Source organism: Mycolicibacterium arseniciresistens, assembly GCF_030519285.1.
GTDB classification, from domain to species: domain Bacteria; phylum Actinomycetota; class Actinomycetes; order Mycobacteriales; family Mycobacteriaceae; genus Mycobacterium; species Mycobacterium arseniciresistens.
The window spans coordinates 1-20,131 of the sequence record NZ_JAUMSQ010000099.1 but is presented as its reverse complement, the minus strand read 5'-3'; the positions used below and the strand labels follow the sequence as shown (position 1 = coordinate 20,131).

20 protein-coding genes and 2 pseudogenes are annotated in these 20,131 nt (G+C 70.4%); 13 read left to right on the top strand and 9 right to left on the bottom strand.

Translation table 11 applies throughout. From position 1 onward, the window contains the following. Positions 1 to 529: pseudogene (locus Q2100_RS14725) on the top strand (hypothetical protein); the annotation flags it as partial. Between the two features lie 55 nt (positions 530 to 584). Here Q2100_RS14725 and Q2100_RS14720 read toward each other — a convergent pair. Beyond that, on the bottom strand, positions 585 to 1,748 hold the full coding sequence (locus Q2100_RS14720) for an AI-2E family transporter (protein WP_302914668.1): 1,164 nt from the start codon (positions 1,746 to 1,748) through the stop codon (positions 585 to 587). Positions 1,749 to 1,861: 113 nt separating this feature from the next. Here Q2100_RS14720 and Q2100_RS14715 point away from each other — a divergent pair, with 113 nt between their 5' ends. From Q2100_RS14715 to Q2100_RS14705, 3 genes are read left to right on the top strand one after another with little or no spacing between them, the layout of a single operon-like run. Then, complete coding sequence (locus Q2100_RS14715; RefSeq protein ID WP_407667629.1) at positions 1,862 to 2,953, top strand: lysylphosphatidylglycerol synthase transmembrane domain-containing protein; 1,092 nt, start codon at positions 1,862 to 1,864, stop codon at positions 2,951 to 2,953. Then, the gene (locus tag Q2100_RS14710) at positions 2,950 to 4,227 is read left to right on the top strand and encodes a M23 family metallopeptidase (RefSeq protein WP_302914667.1); all 1,278 of its coding nucleotides are present in this window, start codon (positions 2,950 to 2,952) and stop codon (positions 4,225 to 4,227) included. The genes Q2100_RS14715 and Q2100_RS14710 overlap by 4 nt, the downstream gene beginning before the upstream one ends. Continuing rightward, a complete protein-coding gene (locus Q2100_RS14705) occupies positions 4,214 to 4,579 on the top strand; it encodes a DUF3054 domain-containing protein (RefSeq protein WP_302914666.1) in 366 nt (121 codons plus the stop codon). Before Q2100_RS14710 ends, Q2100_RS14705 begins: the two co-directional genes overlap by 14 nt. Here the strand turns inward: Q2100_RS14705 and Q2100_RS14700 are convergent. From Q2100_RS14700 to Q2100_RS14685, 4 genes are all read right to left on the bottom strand, one after another. Further along, positions 4,576 to 5,964 (bottom strand): sensor histidine kinase, encoded by a 1,389-nt coding sequence (locus Q2100_RS14700; protein ID WP_302914665.1) that lies wholly within the window; start codon positions 5,962 to 5,964, stop codon positions 4,576 to 4,578. The two genes, Q2100_RS14705 and Q2100_RS14700, sit on opposite strands and share 4 nt — an antisense overlap. Before the next feature lie 4 nt (positions 5,965 to 5,968). Further along, on the bottom strand, positions 5,969 to 6,637 hold the full coding sequence (locus tag Q2100_RS14695) for a response regulator transcription factor (RefSeq protein WP_264015171.1): 669 nt from the start codon (positions 6,635 to 6,637) through the stop codon (positions 5,969 to 5,971). Positions 6,638 to 6,700: 63 nt separating this feature from the next. Then, entirely contained in the window at positions 6,701 to 7,087 is a 387-nt protein-coding gene (locus tag Q2100_RS14690) for a heme-binding protein (protein ID WP_264015136.1), read from the bottom strand. A 151-nt stretch (positions 7,088 to 7,238) separates the two neighbouring features. After that, entirely contained in the window at positions 7,239 to 7,763 is a 525-nt protein-coding gene (locus Q2100_RS14685) for a hemophore (protein WP_302914664.1), read from the bottom strand. Positions 7,764 to 8,085: 322 nt separating this feature from the next. Here Q2100_RS14685 and Q2100_RS14680 point away from each other — a divergent pair, with 322 nt between their 5' ends. Genes Q2100_RS14680 through Q2100_RS14665 form a run of 4 tightly spaced genes read left to right on the top strand, consistent with a single transcriptional unit; the run spans position 8,086 to position 12,678 of the window. Then, positions 8,086 to 11,022 carry an MMPL family transporter gene (locus Q2100_RS14680; RefSeq protein WP_302914663.1) on the top strand — a complete coding sequence of 979 codons (2,937 nt, stop codon included), beginning with the start codon at positions 8,086 to 8,088 and terminating at the stop codon, positions 11,020 to 11,022. Next, positions 11,019 to 11,546, top strand: coding sequence for a helix-turn-helix domain-containing protein (locus Q2100_RS14675; protein ID WP_372503797.1), 528 nt, complete (start codon positions 11,019 to 11,021; stop codon positions 11,544 to 11,546). Before Q2100_RS14680 ends, Q2100_RS14675 begins: the two co-directional genes overlap by 4 nt. 26 nt (positions 11,547 to 11,572) lie before the next feature. After that, positions 11,573 to 12,247, top strand: a complete 675-nt coding sequence (locus tag Q2100_RS14670) for an alpha/beta fold hydrolase (protein WP_302914662.1) — start codon at positions 11,573 to 11,575, stop codon at positions 12,245 to 12,247. Next, positions 12,244 to 12,678: a CoA-binding protein gene (locus tag Q2100_RS14665; RefSeq protein ID WP_302914661.1), complete on the top strand. Its 435-nt coding sequence runs from the start codon at positions 12,244 to 12,246 to the stop codon at positions 12,676 to 12,678. The genes Q2100_RS14670 and Q2100_RS14665 overlap by 4 nt, the downstream gene beginning before the upstream one ends. Here the strand turns inward: Q2100_RS14665 and Q2100_RS14660 are convergent. Then, entirely contained in the window at positions 12,675 to 13,580 is a 906-nt protein-coding gene (locus tag Q2100_RS14660) for an SDR family oxidoreductase (RefSeq protein WP_302914660.1), read from the bottom strand. The genes Q2100_RS14665 and Q2100_RS14660 overlap by 4 nt on opposite strands. 86 nt (positions 13,581 to 13,666) lie before the next feature. On the opposite strand from Q2100_RS14660, the gene Q2100_RS14655 reads away from it, so the two are divergent. Next, positions 13,667 to 14,242 (top strand): TetR/AcrR family transcriptional regulator, encoded by a 576-nt coding sequence (locus Q2100_RS14655; protein WP_302914659.1) that lies wholly within the window; start codon positions 13,667 to 13,669, stop codon positions 14,240 to 14,242. A 48-nt stretch (positions 14,243 to 14,290) separates the two neighbouring features. On the opposite strand, the gene Q2100_RS14650 is transcribed toward Q2100_RS14655, so the two are convergent. Both Q2100_RS14650 and Q2100_RS14645 read right to left on the bottom strand, forming a co-directional pair. Next, the gene (locus tag Q2100_RS14650) at positions 14,291 to 14,980 is read right to left on the bottom strand and encodes a hypothetical protein (RefSeq protein WP_302914658.1); all 690 of its coding nucleotides are present in this window, start codon (positions 14,978 to 14,980) and stop codon (positions 14,291 to 14,293) included. Beyond that, positions 14,977 to 15,597 (bottom strand): hypothetical protein, encoded by a 621-nt coding sequence (locus tag Q2100_RS14645; RefSeq protein WP_302914657.1) that lies wholly within the window; start codon positions 15,595 to 15,597, stop codon positions 14,977 to 14,979. Before Q2100_RS14645 ends, Q2100_RS14650 begins: the two co-directional genes overlap by 4 nt. A gap of 40 nt (positions 15,598 to 15,637) precedes the next feature. On the opposite strand from Q2100_RS14645, the gene Q2100_RS14640 reads away from it, so the two are divergent. The 4 genes from Q2100_RS14640 to Q2100_RS14625 all read left to right on the top strand — a co-directional run bounded on the left by Q2100_RS14640 (position 15,638) and on the right by Q2100_RS14625 (position 19,911). After that, a complete protein-coding gene (locus Q2100_RS14640; protein ID WP_302914656.1) occupies positions 15,638 to 17,623 on the top strand; it encodes a M13 family metallopeptidase in 1,986 nt (661 codons plus the stop codon). Between the two features lie 16 nt (positions 17,624 to 17,639). Continuing rightward, the gene (locus Q2100_RS14635; RefSeq protein ID WP_302914655.1) at positions 17,640 to 18,149 is read left to right on the top strand and encodes a GNAT family N-acetyltransferase; all 510 of its coding nucleotides are present in this window, start codon (positions 17,640 to 17,642) and stop codon (positions 18,147 to 18,149) included. A gap of 138 nt (positions 18,150 to 18,287) precedes the next feature. Beyond that, a complete protein-coding gene (locus Q2100_RS14630; RefSeq protein WP_302914654.1) occupies positions 18,288 to 19,340 on the top strand; it encodes a hypothetical protein in 1,053 nt (350 codons plus the stop codon). Beyond that, positions 19,330 to 19,911 (top strand): hypothetical protein, encoded by a 582-nt coding sequence (locus tag Q2100_RS14625; protein ID WP_302914653.1) that lies wholly within the window; start codon positions 19,330 to 19,332, stop codon positions 19,909 to 19,911. Before Q2100_RS14630 ends, Q2100_RS14625 begins: the two co-directional genes overlap by 11 nt. Positions 19,912 to 19,927: 16 nt before the next feature. Here Q2100_RS14625 and Q2100_RS14620 read toward each other — a convergent pair. Next, positions 19,928 to 20,131, bottom strand: a pseudogene (locus Q2100_RS14620) (hypothetical protein); the annotation flags it as partial.

Sequence of the window (20,131 nt, the reverse complement as noted above, 5' to 3'; positions counted from 1 at the left end):
CCGCATCCCGACGCGGGGCGCCGCGCCCGCCGCGCCGCACGAGGAACCGCCGACCACCCGGTTCTCGGCGGCCAAGAACGCCGTCCGCGGTGCCATCGGCAACGCGCCCACCCAGCGGGTGCCGCGGGCGACGCCGCCGGCACAGCAGCGCGAGGAGCGCGAGATCGAGTCATGGCTCGGCGAACTGCGCGGCCGTCCCGCCGGCGGTGCCGAGCCCGGCCAGCCCCCGCGTCCGCCGCAACCGTCGGCCGATCCGACACGGGCGATGCGTCCGGGCGGACCCCGCGTCGGCAACGGCACGCCGCGCACAGCGGACGAGGGCAACGAGCCGACCACGGCCATCCCGACCCCGCGCCAGCGGCAGCAGCCGAAGAATCCCGATGCCACCACTGCGATCCCGACTCCGCGGACGCAGGACCCGGCGAGCACCGAGAAGATCGACACCCGGGAGTCCGACGACGAGCAGCAGCGTCGCCGCGGCGGCGGGATGAGTGCGGCGGACCTGCTCCGGCGTGAGGGCCGGCTCTAGCCACTCGCGATTTCGGCGCGCAAACGTTCGCTGAGCGATGGTTCGCGCGCCGAGATCACTCGTCGTAGGGGGGCTGCGGTCCCACGTCGTCGGGTTCGGCGTCTATCCGCGGCCCGTCGTCCTCCTCCAGTGCCTCGGCCTCCGCCTCGGGATCGGACGCCACGAGGACGCGCACCGCGCTGTTGACGAACGCGATCGTCGGCACGGCGAGCAGCGCGCCGACGATGCCGGCCAGCACTGCGCCCCCCGCGATGGCCAACACCACCGCGAGCGGGTGGATCGACACCGCGCGGCCCATCACCAGCGGCTGCAGCACGTGCGCCTCCAGCTGCTGCACGGCGATGATCAGGCCGAGCGTGATGAGCGCGTACACGAAGCCCTTGGCCAGCAGGGCCACGATCACCGCGAGGAACCCGGTGATCACCGCGCCGATGAGCGGGACGAACGCCCCGAGGAACACCAGCGACGCCAGCGGCAGCGCCAGCGGGATGCCCATGATGGCCAGACCGGCGCCGATGCCCACCGCGTCGACCAGCGCGACCAGGAACGTGGCCCGGATGTAGCCGATCAGCGAGTGGAAGCCGGCCCGGCCGGCGTCGCGGACGCGTCCCCGGACGTCCTCGGGGAAGATCTGGGTGACGAAGCCGAAGATGTTCCGGCCGCCGTGCAGCAGGAAGATCAGCGTGAACAGCACCAGCAGCGCGCCGGTGAGGATCTCGGTGATGGTCCCCGCCGTCGACAGCGCGCCGGTGGTGAGCCGCTCCTGGTTGTCGCGCAGCGCCTCGATGGCCGCGTTGCCCGCGTTGTCGATCTGGTCGCGGCTCAGGTGCAGCGGCCCGTCGACCAGCCATCCGCGGACGCCGTCGATGCTTCGCGTCACCTCGGCCACCAGGGCGGGGGCGCCCTCGATGAACTGGCTGACGACGAACGTCAGCAGCCCGCCCACCACCGCGATCCCGCTGAGCATCACCAGCGCGACCCCGCCCCCGCGCGGGGCCCCGCGGCGGTCGAGGAAGTCGACGGCGGGCATCAGCAACGCGGCGATGATGGTGGCCAGCGCGACCGGTACGAAGATCACCTCGAGCCGTTTGACCAGCCACAGCAGCGCCAGGAGCGCGGCGAACAGGATGAGCAGTCGCCACGCCCAGGCGGCGGCCTTGCGGACGAACGGCGTGACCGCGCTGTCGGCGAGCGGATCGGCACCCAGACCTGCTGACATGCCGCGAGCGTAGCCGCCACCGGACCATCCGCCCGGCACCGCGCGCGGACGGGGCGAAACGCGCCCGGCGCAGCGGCGTCAAACGCGGTACCTGCGCCGTTACCCTGTAAGTCGTGTCCGACGACGCCCCGGCCGCCGGCGCACAGCCGGAACGTGCCAGCCGGGTGGCTTCCGGCCGCAGCAGGTACTGGTGGCTGCGGTGGGTACTGATCGGCGTCGCGGTGACGGTGCTGACCGTCGAGCTGGTGCTGGTGTGGGATCAGCTGGCGAAGGCCTGGAAGAGCCTCATCTCGGCGAACTGGTGGTGGGTGCTCGCCGCCGTCGTCGCGGCGATGGCGTCGATGCACAGCTTCGCCCAGATCCAGCGGACGCTGCTGGAGTCGGCCGGGGTGACGGTGCGGCAGTGGCGGTCCGAGGCGGCGTTCTACGCCGGCAACGCGCTGTCGACCACGATGCCCGGCGGCCCCGTGCTCTCGGCGACCTTCGTGTACCGCCAGCAGCGGATGTGGGGCGCGTCGCCGGTGGTGGCGTCCTGGCAGCTGGTGATGTCAGGAGTGCTGCAGGTGGTCGGCCTGGCACTGCTCGGGCTCGGCGGGGCGTTCATGCTGGGCGCCAGCAAGAACCCGCTGTCGCTGATCTTCTCGCTCGGCGGCTTCCTCGCCATCGTTCTGCTGGCCCAGGCGGTCGCCACCCGGCCGGAGCTGATCGACGGGATCGCGGTACGCGTACTCGGCTGGGCCAACCAGGTGCGCGGCAGGCCCGTCGAAACCGGCCTCGGCACGTGGCGGGCGACGCTGAACCAGCTCGAGTCCGTACAGCTTGGCCGTCGCGATCTCAGCGTCGCCTTCGGCTGGTCGCTGTTCAACTGGATCGCCGACGTGGCCTGCCTGGCGTTCGCCTGCTACGCCGCGGGGGGACATCCCGGGCTGGCCGGGGTGACCGTCGCGTACGCCGCGGCCCGCGCCGTCGGCTCGATCCCGCTGATGCCGGGTGGGCTGCTGGTGGTGGAGGCCGTGCTGGTGCCCGGCCTGGTCTCCAGCGGCATGACGCTGGCCTCGGCCATCTCGGCCATGCTGATCTATCGCCTGGTGAGCTGGATCTTCATCGCCGCGATCGGTTGGGTGGTGTTCTTCTTCATGTTCCGCACCGAGAAGGACATCGACCCGGACGCGCCGCGCCAACCCCGGGAAGAGGAGCGCCGATGAGCAACGGAAAGCGCTGCGTCGCAGCACTGTTCGGCGCGCTGGCGTTACTGACCGCGTCCTGCACCGGGTCGCAGGACGAACCCGCGGACACCGGCACGCCACCACCGGCGGCGAGCCCCTCGCCGAGCGGCACTTCCGACCGGCCGGCGCAGGCCCCCGCGCAGGTGAGCCCGGTGCTCGTCGACGCCGTCGCCGACCCGATACCGGTGCCCGGCACCGACGGCAGGGACCACCTGGCCTACGAACTCGTGCTCACCAACCAGCTGCCGAGCGAGGTGACGATGGACGCGCTGGAGGTCCGGTCCGGCGACACCACGCTGCTCGAACTCGCCGGCGACCGGTTGGGTTACCGGACCCGGCCGGTGGGCACGCCCGCCCCCGCGCCGACCACCAAGCTCGGGCCGGGGCAGAGCGCGAAGGTCTGGCTCGACGTGGCCATCGACCGGAAGGCCGACGGCGCACCCGCCGACATCCCGGCCGAGCTCACCCATCGCCTGAAACTGACTCTCGCACAACCCATGCCGCCGCTGCTGCCGGCGACGATGACCGAGGACGTCGCGCCGGTGACCGTCCAGAACCGCAAGCCGGTGGTGATCGAACCACCGCTGCGCGGGCCGAACTGGCTCGACGGCAACGGCTGCTGCGACATGACGCCGCACCGGATGGCACTCAACGGCCTGAACGGAAAACTCTGGGGCGCAGAGCGTTTCGCGATCGACTACGTCCAGCTGCAGCCGGACGGCCTGCTGTTCACCGGCGACAGGGCCAAGCTGGAGAGCTACCCCTACTTCGGCGCCGACATCCACGCGGTGGGTGACGGGCCGGTGGTCGCGGTCGTCGACGACCTCCCCGAACAGGTGGCAGGGGCCAGCCCCACCGGCCTGCCGCTCGACCAGTACGGCGGCAACCACATCGTGCAGGACCTCGGCGACGGCAACTACGCCTTCTACGCGCACCTGAAGACCGGCAGCGTCAAGGTGAAGCCCGGGGACCGGCTCACCACCGGCCAGGTGATCGCATCGCTGGGCAACACCGGCAACACCGACGCGCCGCACCTGCACTTCCACGTGATGAACACGCCCGACCCGCTGCTGTCGGACGGGCTGCCCTTCGTGTTCTCGTCCTACCGCCTCGACTCCCGCCTCGCGTCCCCTGCCGCGGTCGACGGCCTCTTCGACAGCAAGCCGGCACCCAGGCAACCCGGCTTCGCCGCCGCCGACGAGACTGACGTCATGCCGCTGTTCCTCGACGTGATGACCTATGCGGACCGGTAGCCGCCCTGCGGCCCTCGCGCTGATGGCCGACGCCGTCTGCGTGACGGTGTTCTGCACGCTCGGCCGGCGCAGTCACGAGGAGGGGCTCACCGCGGCGGGCATCGCGCACACCGCCTGGCCGTTCCTGGTCGGCACCGCCGTCGGCTGGCTGGTGTCCCGCGGGTGGCGGCGGCCGCTGTCCCTCGCCCCGACCGGGGTGATCGTGTGGGTGTGCACCGTCGCCGTGGGGATGGTGCTGCGCAAGGCCACCGGCCAGGGCACCGCGTCGAGCTTCATCGTGGTGGCGTCGGTGACGACCGCCGTGCTGCTGCTCGGCTGGCGCGCGGCCGCGCTGCTCGCGTCGCGGCGCTAGTCCGCCTGCGCCGGTGCCGTCGACACCGTGAGCGTGGCGCGCAGCCCGCCCAGTGGGCTGTCGGACAGCCGGATCGTCCCGCCGTGCAGCGCGGCCTGCTGAGCCACCAGGGCCAGCCCGAGGCCGGAGCCACCCGGGGCGGCGGTGCTGCCCCGCCGGAACCGGCCGAGCACCGTTTCCTGTTCGTCGGCGGGTAGTCCCCGGCCGTCGTCGTCCACCACGATCGTCAGCTCGCCGTGCCCCGCCGCTCCTGCCCTCCGGTGCTGATCCCCCGGTCGCTGCGCTCCTGCCCTCCGGTGCGCCGCCAGCACCACCCGCGTCGCCCCGCCGTGTGTCACGGCGTTACGGACCAGGTTGTCCACGGCCAGCCGCAGCCCACCCGGCCAGCCCCACACCATGCCGAGCGCGTCGTCGGCTTCGACGACGATCTCCACCCCGGCGCCCGCGCGGCGGTTCTCCCGCGCCACCCGGTCGAGCAGGTCGGTCACGTCGATCAGTTCCCGGTCCTCGTCCTGGGCGAGCTGACCGGACGCCAGCTGCCCGAGCGCGGTGATGATGGCTTCCACCCGGCGCTGCGCCCGCGCCAGGTCGGCCACCACCTCGGCGCGCTCCTCCTCGGGGAGGTCGTGGATGCGCAGGGTGTCCAGGTCGGCCCGCATCGCCGTCAGCGGCGTGCGCAGTTCGTGTGCGGCGTTGGCGGCGAAGTCCTGGGCGGCCTGCAGCGAATTGGTGGTGGCCTGCTGCGCGGCGGCCAGACGCGCCAGCATCCCCGCCATCGCCTCGGAGAGCTCCTCGGCCTCCCGGACGCCGTGCACCGCGGGCATCTCGTCGCTGCCCTTGCCGAGCCGGGAGGTGTGCTCGGTCAGCTTGCGCAGCGGGCGGATGGCGGGCCCGGCCAGCAACCAGCCCAGCCCGGCGGCGATCAGTACGGTGACCACCCCGACGAGGGCGTACTCGGGGATCCGCGCGCTGCTCAGCAGGATGCTGTCGGCCCGCAGACCGATCGACACCAGCACCCCGCCCTCCTGGTCGACGGGCAGCGTGCGGACCCGGTACTCCAGCCCGTTCACCTCGACGGTCTCGGTGCCCGGCGGAAGGGACGGCAGCTGGAAGCCGCGCTGGAACACCACCTGCCCGGTCGAGCGGGAGCGGCCGGTGGTGAGGACGCCGCGGCGCGGATCCTGCAGCTGTTCGGGATACATGCTGGCGTCGACGATCGAGTCGAGCCGGCGATCCAGCTGGGCGGCGTCGTTGTTGGCCAGCACCAGCGACGTCAGGATTGTGAATGCGGCGACCACGGCCGAGGCGGCGGCCGCGGAGGCGATGGCCACCCTGGTCCGCAGCGACGCCGAGCTGATGCGGCGGAAGGCTCGCGAGAACCACACCGCGCTACGGCTCGTCCCGCAACACGTATCCGATGCCGCGCACCGTGTGGATCACCCGCGGCAGGCCGTCGCGTTCCAGCTTGCGCCGCAGATACGAGATGAACACGTCGGCGACGTTGGTGTCGACGTCGAAGTCGTAACCCCAGACGAGCTCGAGCAGCCGCTGCCGGGACAGCACGACGCCTGCGTTCTCGGCCAGCACCGTCAGCAGGTCGAACTCCCGCTTGGTGAGCTCCACCCGCTCACCGTCGACGAACACCAGCCGGCGCGCGGTGTCGATGGTCAGCGGCCCCACCACCAGCGTGTCCGACGGCTGGTCGGAGTGACTGGCCCGGCGCAGCAGGGCATGCAGCCGCGCGACGAGCTCACCGAGGTCGAACGGCTTGGTCAGGTAGTCGTCGGCGCCGGCTTCCAGTCCCGCGATGCGGTCGTTGACCGTGTCGCGCGCCGACAGCACACAGATCGGGATCTCGTTGCCCAGCGCGCGCAGCGCCGTCACCACCGCGACACCGTCGAGCTCGGGCATCTGGACGTCGAGCACCAGTGCGTCATGGGTTTCGTTGGAGAGCAGCCGCAGCGCCTCCTTGCCGGTCGCAGCGACCCGGACATCGAATCCCGACAGCCGCAGTCCGCGGGCGACGGAGGTTCGCACGTCCGGGTCGTCGTCGACCATCAGCACTGTGCGGCCCGCGCCCTCCTGCTGCGCGGGCAGCCCAGTAGCCACGCGAACGCTGGCTTAGCTGTCGGCGAGGCCGTCGCCGTTGGTGTCGCCGCAGCGATTCTTCAGGTCGACCAACGGCTGCCGGATGGAGGTCAGTTCGCCCTTCACCACCGGATTGGCGTCGAGGTACTTCTGCACCTCGGTGCGGATCTCCTCGCGCGGCCTGCCCTCGAGGCTGGTGAAGAAGTTGTTCACGTCCGGGTGGGTGAACAGGTACGCCGACGTCGAGGCGGAGACGCCTGCGGCCACACCGGCCAGATCGGCGGCGGTGCAGTTCGGCGCCGGCGGGGCCGGCTGGGCCGAGGCCGCGGGCAGCGCACCGAACAACATCGCACCGGCAACCGAGCCAGCGCCGACCGCGCCGGCTACCGCACGCCGTGCGGTACGGGCAGAGAGCAACATGGACGAACTCCTTCATCTTGGAGTGGCCGTAACCATGGGCGGTTATCGGTAACGCAAAGCTAATCAGAATCGGCGGAGAGTTTCCTGCCTTGCGGCCATCCAATACCAAAAACGCGGAATCCGCAGGTCCACGGGCGGCGCCGCGCGGTGTCTAGCGGTAGGGACCGGGCAGCGGACCGGTGCCCTGGGTGGCCGCCGACACCGGCGACGACTGGGCCGGCGACAGCGACCCCGGCACGCGAGGGGTCTGCGCGCCGGGCAGCGTTGCCGGCGACGTCGCCGCCTGCGACTGTGCCGCCTGCATCAGGCCCATCACCTGCGGAAGGGTGACGGGCAGCTTGCATCGTCCGGACAGGTTCGTCAGCGGCCGCTGCAATTCCTGCATGTCCGCGGCGACCTCGGGGTTGGCGTCGAAGTAGCTCTTGACCGCGGCCAGCGACTGCGGACCGCCCTGTGACTGCGACGCGGTGGTCAGTGCGGCGTTGGTCTGCGGGTGCGCGTCGAGGTACTCACCGGTGTCGTTGGCGACGGTGCCGATGGTCTTGGCCACCTCGCTGGCCGCGCACGGATCGGGTGCCGCGACGGCCGACGGCCCGGTGAGCGCGGCGCCTGCCGCTGCGGTGGCGACGAAGGCGGCGAGCAGGCCGCGGCGCAGCCCGATGGCAGTGGACTTCATGGACGCTCCTTACGATTCGCGGACGCTCTCGGGCGTCAGACGACGCTTTCGAGGGCCCGGCAAACCTTGCGATCGGACGGCGTGGTGTCCCCGACCCGACGTACAACCCGGGCACATCTTGCCATCAAGAACCGCGCGGTGCCGAATCCTGACAGCAGACTCGCAGGTGACGGCCACAACCCGGCGGGCAGGCGCTGTAACGAACGGCGGGCCACCGGGCGATTCCAAGAGCGGGCGAGCGTACCTGATGACGGGGTACGCTCACGCTGAAACACAGGGGCAACGCCGGGCACGACATGGGGAGTCCGCCATCCAGCAGTTCATGATGCGCCTCAGCGGCACGCTGCGCAGATTTCGCTGGGCCGTGTTCGCGGTATGGCTGCTGCTCCTGGTGCCTGCGGTCTACCTCGCCCTGAACCACTCGTCGAATCTGACCGGTGGCGGCTTCGAGGTCGAGGGCTCGCAGTCGCTGCACGTGCAGTACGAACTCGAGGACCAGTTCCCGGATCAGGGCGCGTCGCCGCTGGCCCTGGTCGCCTCGCCGCGCGCCGACGCCTCCTACGGCGACATGAATGCCGCAGTGGCGCACCTCGAGCAGATCGCCGCGCAGGTGCCCAGCGTCAAGATCATGCCCAACCCGCAGCAGCCCGCGCCCCAGCCGGACCGCCCCTACGTCCTCACGCTCCAACTCGGCTTCGACAACACCGGCGCCACCGACATCGCCAAGCAGCTGCGCCAGAAGGTCGGCATCGACGGCGAGGAGCCCGGCGAGGTCGAGGGCGGCCGGGTCAAGCTGTACGTCATCGGCCAGGGCGCCCTGGGCGCAGCGGCGTCGGAGGCCATCAAGACCGACATCGGCCAGGCCGAGAAGTGGAACCTGCCGATCGTGCTGATCGTGCTGCTGGCGGTGTTCGGCTCGCTGGCGGCCGCAGCGGTCCCGCTCGTCTTCGGCCTCTGCACCGTCGTGGTCACGATGGGCGTGGTCTATGCGCTGTCGACGGTGACCACCATGTCGGTGTTCGTCGCCTCCACGGTGTCGATGTTCGGCATCGCGCTCGCCATCGACTACTCCCTGTTCATCCTCATGCGCTTCCGCGAGGAACTGCGCGCCGGCCGAGACCCGCAGCAGGCGGCCGACGCGGCGATGGCGACCTCCGGGCTGGCGGTGGTGCTGTCCGGGCTGACGGTCATCGCCTCGGTCACCGGCATCTATCTCATCGACACCCCGGTGCTGGTGTCGATGGCCACCGGCGCGATCCTCGCGGTGGCCGTGGCGGTGCTGGCCTCGACCACGCTGACGCCCGCCGTGCTGGCGACGTTCGGGCGGTCGGCGGCCAAGCGATCGTCGTATCTGCACTGGTCCCGACGGCCGGAGGTCGCCCAGTCGCGGTTCTGGACCCGCTGGACCGGGTGGGTGATGCGGCGGCCGTGGATCGCGGCGCTGGGCGCCGCCGCGCTGCTGCTGGTGCTCGCCGCGCCGGCCTTCTCGATGCAACTGGGCAACAGCATGCAGCGGCAGTTCGAACCGACCCATGAGATCCGGGGCGGCGTCAACGCGGCGGCCGAGGCGCTCGGAGCCGGTGCGCTGGGCCCGGTGCGCGTGCTGGTCGGCTTCCCCGGCGGCGACGCCGCGGGCACGAACAACGCCAACATCATCGACACCGTGCGCCAGGAGATGGCCAAGGCGCCGAACATCATGTCGGTCTCCCCGCCGGTGTTCTCCTCCGACAACAGGAGCGCGCTGCTCTCGGCTGTGCTGTCGGTGGACCCGGAGGACAACGGCGCCCGTCAGACCGTGGACTGGATGCGCGAGAAGCTGCCTCCGGTGGCGGGTGAGGGCGTCAACATCGACGTCGGCGGGCCGACCGCGCTGATCAAGGACTTCGACGACCAGGTGTCGGCGAAACAGCCGCTGGTGTTCGCCTTCGTCTCCCTGATCGCGTTCCTGATGTTGCTGATCTCGATCCGGTCGGTGGTGCTCGCCCTCAAGGGCGTGCTGATGACCGTCCTCTCGGTGGCCGCCGCGTACGGCAGCCTCGTCGTGGTGTTCCAGTGGGGCTGGTTCGAGGCACTGGGCTTCGAGAGGATCCCGTCGCTGGACAGCACCATTCCGCCGCTGGTGCTGGCGATGACGTTCGGCCTGTCGATGGACTACGAGATCTTCCTGCTCACCCGCATCCGGGAGCGGTTCCTGCAGACCGGCAACACCCGCGACGCCGTCGCCTACGGCGTCAGCACCAGCGCCCGCACCATCACCAGCGCGGCGCTGATCATGATCGCGGTGTTCATCGGCTTCGCCTTCGCCGGCATGCCGCTCGTCGCGCAGCTCGGGGTGGCGTGCGCGGTGGCGATCGCCGTCGACGCGACCGTGGTGCGGCTGGTGCTGGTGCCGGCGTTGATGGCGATGTTCGACCAGTGGAACTGGTGGCTGCCGAGCTGGCTCGATCGGCTGCTGCCGTCGGTCGACTTCGAGAAGCCGCTGCCCAAGGTCGAGATCGACGACCTGGTCATCATCCCCGACGACATCTCGGCGCTCGGCCCGAGCGGCGCGGACCTACGGATGATGGTCCGGTCTGCCGCACGCCTGAAAAACCTTGCGCCACAGACGATCACCGTCGCCGATCCATTGGCGTTCAGTGGTTGCCAGCCGATCAAGCAGGCGATGCGCCGGGTCCGCGGCGCGGACACCTCAAGGATCCGGACCGCCGCCAGGGTGGGCGGCGGCCGCAACGGGCGCAACGGCTCCGACGGCAACGGCAGGACGGTGCGCACCACGCTGCCCGTGCATCCGGTGACGATGTGGCGGGGCCGGCTGTCGGTGGCGCTCGACGCCCTGGAGACCGAGGCGGACACCGACCGGCCGCCGGTCGAGCGGCGCAGCCCGGTGGAGACCACCAACGTCCAGCTGCCGACCGGCGACCGGTTGCAGATCCCGACCGGCGCCGAGACGTTGCGCCTGGCGAGCTACCTCATCATGTGCCGGAACACCAGCCACGACTACGCAGAGTTTGCCGATCTGGTCGAGTCCATGGAAACTCAAACCGCCGCTGTGGTGCTGGCCGGGATGGACCGGTACTACTGTGGGCAGCACGCGAGAAAGCAGTGGGTGGCCACCCAGCTGGTGCGCCGCCTGGCCGACCCGCAGCCGTCCGACGAGCACGATTCGGTGATGTCGGACCCGGATGCGGAGGCCGACTGGGCCACGGTCAGGCAGCGCTGCCTGTCGGTGGCCGTGGCCATGCTGGAGGAGGCGAGGTGACGGTGACACCGGACGTGCGGGAATTCCGCCGCGATCCCGGTCCTCCGCGTGGCCGCCCGACGCCGCCCCGGCGGGCCCCGGTCGACGAGCGCCCTGTCGAGTTCTGGTCCACCGCAGCGATCCGTGCCGCGCTGGAGACCGACGACCTGACCGTCTGGCAGCGCATCGTCACCGCGATCAAGCGCGATCCCTACGGCCGCACGGCCCGTCAGGTCGAAGAGGTGCTGGACAAGGCGCGGCCCTACGGCGTGTCCAAGGCGCTGGCCGAGGTACTGGTGCGCACCCGTGAGCAGCTCGAGGCCGACGAACGCACCGAGGTGGCACGGCATGTCCGGCTGCTGCTGAAGCGCTCCGGCCTGTCCCCTCAGGAGTTCGCGTCGCGAATCGGTGTACACGCCACGGACTTCGGCGCCTTCCTCGAAGGCCGGACCAGCCCGTCGGCGTCGCTGATGATCCGCATGCGCCGGTTGTCGGACCGGTTCGCGAAGATGGCTCGCCCGCAACAGCAGGGCAGCCCGGACTGAAGCCCGGCGGCGCTCCCGCGTCCTTCGTGCTCGTGCCGGGCGGGGGCGGCAGCGCGTGGGACTGGCACCGGGTGGTGCCGCTCCTCGAGTCGGCCGGCATGCACGCCGTCGCGGTCGAGCTGCCCACACACGACGACACCGCCGATCTGTTCACCTACGCCGACGTGGTGCGCGAGGCGGCACGCGACATCCCGCGACCGCTGATCCTCGTCGGGCACTCGATGGGCGCCTACACCGCGCCCATCGCGGCGGCCGGTCTCGAGCCCGCGCTGCTGGTGCTGGTCAACCCGATGGTGCCCGCGCCCGGTGAGACGGCAAGGCAGTGGTGGGACGCCACCGGGCAGCCCGCCGCGATGGCCGCACACTTCGAACGGCTCGGGTTCGGCGGCAGGGCGTTCGATCCCGACGAGGACTACTTCCACGACGTGCCCGAGGCGGTGCGGGCCGAGGCGGCGAACGCGCCGGAGCCCGCGCAGTCCGACACGCCGTTCGATCAGCCCTGGCCACTCGACCGCTGGCCGGACGTACCGACCGCCGTGCTGGCCGGCTGCGACGACCGGCTGTTCCCGCTGGAATTCCAGCGACGGCTGGCCCGGGAACGGCTGGGGCTCGACATCGAGGAGATGCCGGGCGGGCACATGGTGGCGTTGAGCAGACCGGAGGAGTTGGCCGGCCGGTTGATGGGAATGCTGCCCTCATGACGAGCTCCGCCGAATGGACCGAACCCGAAGCCGACGATCTGCGGCGCATCCTGGCCGAGACCCGCACCGTGGCGATCGTCGGCGCCTCCGCGAACCCGATGCGACCCAGTTACGGCGTGTGGGAGTCGCTGCGCGCGTCGAGCCACTACGAGCTGTACCTGGTCAACCCGACGATCACCGACGTCGACGGCGTGCCCGCCTACCCGTCGCTCGCCGATCTTCCGGTGGTGCCCGACATGGTCGACGTGTTCCGCCGCAGTGAGGAACTGCCCGCGGTGCTGCGCGACGTGCTCGCCCTCGACCCGCGGCCCAAGACGCTGTGGCTGCAGCAGGGGCTGTGGGACGAGCAGGTGGCACGCGACGGCACGGCGGCCGGATTGCAGGTCGTGATGGACCGCTGCCTCAAGGTCGACTACGCCCGCTACCGCTAGCGGCTTCGGCCTGGCCGGTATGCGCCGCCGTCGATGTCCTGGACCAGGGTGGGTCCGGTGGACTTCCAGCCCAGGAGTTGTTGCGTTGCAGCACTACTCGCGGCCATGTCGGCACTGAAGAACCCACCGATCCAGCCGAAGTGCTCGTCGACGCGATCGGCTGGGATGGCCGCGACGGGCAGATCGAACGCGCGGCCGATCGCTTCGGCGATCACCCGGGTGGGGATACCTTCCTCGGCAACGGCGTGCAGTCGGGCGCCGGCGGGCGCCTTCTCGAGGCCGAGCACGACCATCCGCGCGGCGTCGGCGACGTGCACTGCGGCCCAGCGGTTGAGTCCCTCGCCGGGGTAGGCGGACACGCCTCGATCGCGGGCGATCTGGCACAGGGTGGCGATGAAGCCGTGGTCGCCGGTGCCGTGCGTGGTGGGTGCGAAGCGCAGCGCCACCGATCGGACTCCGCGGTCGGCGAAGTCGAGCAGCAGGTTCTCGCTGCCGCCGCGCGGCGACTCGGGGCCGTGGAACGGCGAGACGTCGTCCTCGGTCGCCACCCGCCCGTCGGTCAGGCCGGCGAGTCCCGACGCCAGCAGGAACGGCTTGCCGGTGTCGACGAGCGCTTCTCCGATGGTCTGCGTGGTGGCTCGTGCGGCGGCGTTGGTGCCCGCCATGTCCGCCCAGTCGTGCTTGTTGGCGAGGTGGATGACGGCGTCGGCGTCTCGGGCCCCGGATCGGATGGCGTCCAGATCGTCGAGGTCGCCGCGGCGAACATCGACGCCCTTGGCCTCGAGCGCAGCAGCGGACGCGGCGGAGCGGGCCAGCCCGTTGACGGTGTGGCCGGAGAGCAGCAGTTCGTCGACGACGGCGCTGCCGATCCAACCGGAAGCTCCGGTGATGAAGACGTGCACGGTGAATCTCCTCAGGTGATGTCAGTTGCTGACATGTACGACGCTACACGTGAGGTCAGTTACTGTCATCACTTAGACTGCTCCCCATGGTCAGGTGGGTGCCGGGAACTCGGGAGCGGCTTCAGGACGCCGCGCTCGACCTGTTCGCCGCCCGCGGCTACGAGCAGACGACGGCCACCGACATCGCTCAGGCCGTCGGCCTCACCGAGCGCACGTTCTTCCGCCACTTCAGCGACAAGCGCGAGGTGCTCTTCCACGGCCAGCAGGCGTTGACCGACGCCTTCCTGGCCGGGCTGGACGACGCACCCCCCGATGCGTCGCCGATCGACCTGGCGGTCAGCGCACTGCGGTCGTCATCGAGTTTCTTCGACGACGAGCGCCGACCGCACTCCCGCAAGCGCCAGTCCGTCATCGACGACAACCCCGCCCTCCGAGAGCGGGAGGCGCTCAAGCTCGTCGGGCTCGGCCGCGCCCTGGGCGACGCGCTGCGCGACCGCGGCGTCGACGACATGGCGGCAGACGTGGCGGCCCAGATCGCCGTCATGGCGTTCGGCATCGCGTTCGCGCACTGGATCGCCGAGGGCGAGCGGCGGTCGTTCGAGGCCATCGCCATGGACGTCGTCCGCGAAGTGAGCGCCGTGGCAGGCGAACTCGACCGCTAGCGATTTCGGCGCGATCTCAATCGCTGAGCGAACGTTTCCGCGCCGAAATCACCGGGAGTGGATCGGGACGACGTCCTCGACCTGCCAGCGGTCCTCGGTCTTGGTCAGCGTGACGCGCAGCGCCAGCACCGCGTTGTCGACGGGCTTGCCCGGCACACTCTGGGTGCCGCGCAGCACGACCGCCACGCTGGCCAGGCCCGGGCCCATCGCCTCCACGCCCGCCGACACGGTGGTGGCCTGCGCGGAGACGTTGCGGCTCGTCAGCTGCTTGGCCACCCCGGCGAACTCGGCCTTGAACGCCTCGGCCCGCTCGGGTGACATCAGTTCGGCGGCGCGGTCGATCGACGCAGTGGGGCTCTGCGGGGTGAACGTGGCGGTCGCCTCCGAGACGCTGCTGGCGATGCCCACCACCTCGTCGGAGTCGGCGCTGAAGTCGCGGTCGGGGGTGGTCCACCGCAGGTAGCCGACCAGCACGGCGGCGCACAGCGCGGCGGTGGCCACGCCGACGACGGCCAGCCGCAGTCCCGGCCCGTCGTCGTCGGTGCCGACCGTCACGCCGTCGCGGCGGGCCAGCACGAAGTCGACGACCATGCCCTGCACGATGAGCAGGCACAGCACCGAGCACACCGACACCCACCACGGCGGCCAGGCCAGCGCGACACCGATGTAGACGAGCGCGGCGATCGCCGCGATCGGCGCCAGCACGTCGACGGCCAGTACCCGCAGGCGGTTCCTCATCGGATCGGCTCCAGGCGCGAGATCATCAGCTTGCCGTCCACGTCGGAGACGTCGAGTCGCAGCGTCCAGCGGACCGTGCGGGGCTCCTCGCCTGCGGCGTTCTCGCTGATCGACGTGGCGACCACCAGCACGGTGTCGGTGCGGGAGGCGAACGCGGACAGCTGCGGGTTGGGTGGCGGCGGTGGAGCCGGGGCGCCGTCGGGCCCGGTGGCGTGGTGCAGCGTCTCGATGGACACCGAGTCGACCTGGCCGGTGGTGCGTGACTGCAGGGTCTGCACCAGCTGCCGGTACGGCTGCACCGCCGAGTCGAAGTCTGCATTGAGCTCGCCGATGGTGTTCTCGTGCAGCCGGGCCATGTTGGCCGCGACGTTGTCCTTGTTCATGTTGACCAGGACGCTCGCCCACTCGGCGGCGGCCTGCAGCACCTGCGTCTGGTAGCGGCGCTCGTCGACCTCGTCGCGGTGCCCCGACCAGATCATCGCGGCCAGCAGCACCGCCGCGACGGCCACCGCACCCAGCGCCATCGATGCCACCCCGAACGCGGAGAACGTCCCGCCGGACTGTTCGACCTCGTCGGAGGGCTCGTCGGCGGGCTCGTCGGAGGGGTCGTCGGGCATGGCCGTGAGGGTACCGGGCGGGTTCTGGAAGAATGTCGGGGTGACGGTAGAAGCAATCCGGTCAGGCATCGACCTGACCCACGTCGACCCATCAGCCCGCCCCCAGGACGACCTCTTCGGACACGTCAACGGCCGCTGGCTGACCGATTACGAGATCCCCGCCGACCGCGCCACCGACGGTGCGTTCCGCCTGCTGCACGATCGCGCGGAGGAGCAGATCCGCGACCTGATCGCCGAGGCGGCGGGTTCCGACGCGCAGGACGGAACCGACGAGCAGCGCATCGGCGACCTGTATGCGAGCTTCCTCGACGAGGACACCGTCGAGCGGGTGGGCGTGGCTCCGCTGCTCGATGAACTGGCCGCCATCGACGCCGCCGAGAGCCCCGACGCGCTGGCCGCGGTGCTGGGCGCGCTGCAGCGCACCGGGGTCGGCGGCGGCACCGGCGGTTACGTCGACACCGACTCCAAGGACTCGACCCGCTACCTGCTGCACCTGAGCCAGTCCGGCCTCGGGCTGCCCGACGAGTCGTACTACCGCGACGAGCAGCACGCCGAGATCCTGGCCGGCTATCCGCGGCACATCGCGGCGATGCTCGCGCTCGTGCACGGCGGGACGGCCGAGGACCACGCGGCGACGGCCGAGCGCATCGTGGCGCTGGAGACGAAGCTCGCCGCGGCGCACTGGGACGTCGTCAAGCGCCGCGACGCCGACCTCACCTACAATTTGCGCCGGTTCGCGGACCTGCCCGACGAGGCGCCCGGCTTCGACTGGGCCGGCTGGCTCGTCGCACTGGGCGGTTCGGTCGAGAAGGCCGCCGAGGTCGTGGTGCGTCAGCCCGACTACCTGACCGCATTCGCGGCCGCATGGTCGAGCGAGTCGCTGGAGGACTGGAAGGCATGGGCGCGCTGGCGGGTGATCCACGCCAGGGCCTTCCTGCTGACCGACGCGCTGGTCGCCGAGAACTTCGCGTTCTACGGCCGCACGCTGTCGGGCACCGAGGCGATCCGCGACCGGTGGAAGCGGGCGGTGTCGGTGGTGGAGAGCCTGATGGGTGACGCGCTGGGCAAGCTCTACGTCGAGCGGTACTTCCCGCCGGAGGCCAAGGCCCGGATGGACGAGCTGGTCGCCAACCTGCGGGAGGCCTACCGCGTCAGCATCGACGAGCTGGACTGGATGACGCCGGAGACCCGGCGCAAGGCGCTGGTCAAGCTCGACAAGTTCACGCCGAAGATCGGTTATCCGAAGAATTGGCGGGACTACTCGGCGCTGGTGATCCGCCGCGACGACCTGTACGGCAATTACCGGCGCGGCTACGAGGTGGGCTACGACCGCGAGCTGGCCAAGCTCGGCGGCCCGGTGGACCGCGACGAGTGGTTCATGACGCCGCAGACGGTCAACGCCTACTACAACCCTGGGATGAACGAGATCGTCTTCCCCGCGGCCATCCTGCAGCCGCCGTTCTTCGACGCCGAGGCCGACGACGCGGCCAACTACGGCGGCATCGGCGCGGTCATCGGTCACGAGATCGGGCACGGCTTCGACGATCAGGGCGCCAAGTACGACGGCGACGGCAACCTCGTCGACTGGTGGACCGACGCCGACCGCACGGAGTTCGGCGCCCGCACCAAGGCGCTGATCGAACAGTACGAGGAGTATGTGCCTCGCGAACTGTCCAACGGTCACCATGTCAACGGCGCGTTCACCGTCGGTGAGAACATCGGTGATCTCGGCGGCCTGTCGATCGCGCTGCTGGCGTACCGGCTGTCACTTAAGGGCGAGCCGGCGCCGGTGATCGACGGGTTGACCGGCGAGCAGCGGGTGTTCTTCGGCTGGGCGCAGGTGTGGCGCACGAAATCCCGTTCCGCCGAGGCGGTTCGGCGACTCGCGGTCGACCCGCACTCGCCTCCGGAGTTCCGGTGCAACGGCGTGATCCGCAACATGGACGCCTTCTACGAGGCGTTCGACGTGTCGGAGAACGACGCGCTGTATCTGGAACCCGAACGGCGCGTGCGGATCTGGAACTAGTAGCGCTCGCATTGCGATGACCGACGCGTGGCAGGTGCGGTCCGGGTCGGCCGACGACCTGGAGTCACTGGCGCCGTTGTGGATCGCCGTGCACCACCGCCACGTCGAGTCGATGCCGGAGCTCGCTCCCTACGTGGACGACGACGCGTCGTGGAGCGAGCGCCGGGGCGTGTACGCCGAACTGTTGGCCAAGCCTGACACGGTGTTGCTGCTGGCGTCGGTCGCCGGCGAGTTGGTCGGATACGGGCTGGCGCATGTGATGGCGGTCGGCGACACGTGGGTCGCCGACACGTGGCGCACCGGTGGGCGTATCGGGGAGATCGAGTCGCTCAGTGTGCTGCCGGCCTACCGGGGAACCGGCCTCGGCTCGCAACTGCTCGAAGCGCTGGAGCGCCGCCTGCACGAGCAGGGCGTCAAAGACATTGTTCTCGGCGTGCTTTCGGGCAACACCGACGCGATCCGGCTCTACGAGCGACGAGGCTACCGCCCGACGTGGCTGTACCTGTCGAAGTTCGAGGGCCGCTAGCGCTTCGGGTAGTCGACTACGCATGACCGCGCATGCCTCGCGCGCGACAGTGCAGGTATGGGGTCATCACGAGCCAGTTCTGAGCGGGTCTTCCCGCGGCAGCTGTCGCTCGTCGCGCGGGCGGCGGCCGTCGCGTTCGTGCTGCTGATCGCGGGAAGTGCTGCGGCAGGCGCCCAGCCGCCTGGGGAGCCCGGCCCTCCGCCGCTGCCCGCTGAGGATCCGTTGATCAGGAACAACGTCACTCAGCCGGCAGCATTGACGATCGGCCTCTTGCCTGATTCGGGCTTTCCTGGAGCAGAAGTCACGATCACCGTGGGCGGCGTCGGCGGTTGTACCGATTCGTTCGAACTCGACAGAGGGCGACTGTTGGTGGTGTGGGGCGCCGAGGATGTCACCTCGAAGGCCACCGTGAGTGACGGCGTCGCGACCATTCGTCACAGCGTGCCGAATCCTGCGGACCCGAGCTACACCGTTGCGGCGAGGTGCGGGTCGCAGATCGCCACGAAGCCGTTCACTGTCGTCGCACCACCACCGGACCCGACCCTCGCACTCGATACGGCAGAGCCACAACGCGGTTCAGAGATTCGGGCGACCGGGACCGACTTCGTGTGCGCATCGTCGATCCAGCTGAACTGGGCCGACGACGAAACACCGATCACGCAGGCCTCGCCGCCGGATTTCGACGTGCCGATCCAGATCGACGACGCAGCTCCTCTCGGGCCACGCTCAGTGGTGGCGCGGTGTCAGGACGACCCGTCCATCACCGACAGCCAGTCGGTCAACATCGTCGCAGCCCCGACAACACCAACGACAACCACGACCACCCCGACGACCGCCACCACCACGATCCCGACGACGACCACGGTTCCGACGACTGCCCCATCGACCACTGACCGTGTCGAGGAGGAGGGCACCACCTCCGCGGAAGAGCCGCCGCCCCCGGGATCGATCTGGCCGTGGCTGGTCGCGCTGATCCTCGTGGTCGCGGCACTTCTCGCCGCTCGCCACCTCCGTCATCGACAGGAGAAGCGGCAACTCAGTCGCGTACGCGTCGCCGCCATTACGACGGCCTCGCCCGCAGCGGCCTTCCACGAGACACCCGCCGACGGCGAGATGACCTACGCCATCCGGGTGGAAGCCCGCGCCGGAACCAGCATTCCCACCATCACGGAGGTGCACCATGACTCTTGAACCGCCCCGCGAAGCAACCCTGCGGGACTTCTTCTTCGGGCCCGACGCGTGCGCAGAACTGACCCGATCGCTGCAGGACAATGCCACCGCCCGACGCCTCCTGCCCGGCTACCCCGGCCTCACCGCCATCGTCGAGCGGGAGGTGGCGAAGGCGACCGATGGATTCCTCGACACCAATCCGACCGACCTCGTCGCGTCCGCGTGGCGGCGATACGACAAGCTCCGGCAGGCCGCTATCCGCTCCCACGCCACGGGCGTCGAGGAGAGGGTTACCATGGTGACGCATCGAATCGAGTCGAGTCATCACCCGAAGATCGAGATCCATATCGACGGGATCCGCCGCGCCGTCGTCGATCTGGCGATCACACTCACCTTCGACATGGCGGGGATCATCGCGGTGGTACAACGCACGCGAGTGGTGGCGATCGAAGCCGGCAACTGCACCGTCAGCGGTGAGCTCACCGCTCAGGGCGTCACGCTGACCAAACGGCAGCGCCAGTGGGGCTTTCCGGGCGCTGTCAGGATGCGCGGTGGCATCGCCGTGCTCACAGACGACATGGCGGCGGCGTGAAGCGACAAGGCCCGCATCACTTCTGCTGGACTCCGCCGACATACGGCCTGACCGCCAGCAGGTAGCCGGCGAGCAGCACCAGCGGAGCGGCCAGCGGCAGCCACGGCAGTTGCACGGGGAGCAGCACCGCGACCGCTGCAGCGACGCCGAAGCCGACGGCGCCGACCACGGTGGCCGCGGCGGCCCGGCCCTCGCCGTGGAGCAGCACCAGGTACGCGGC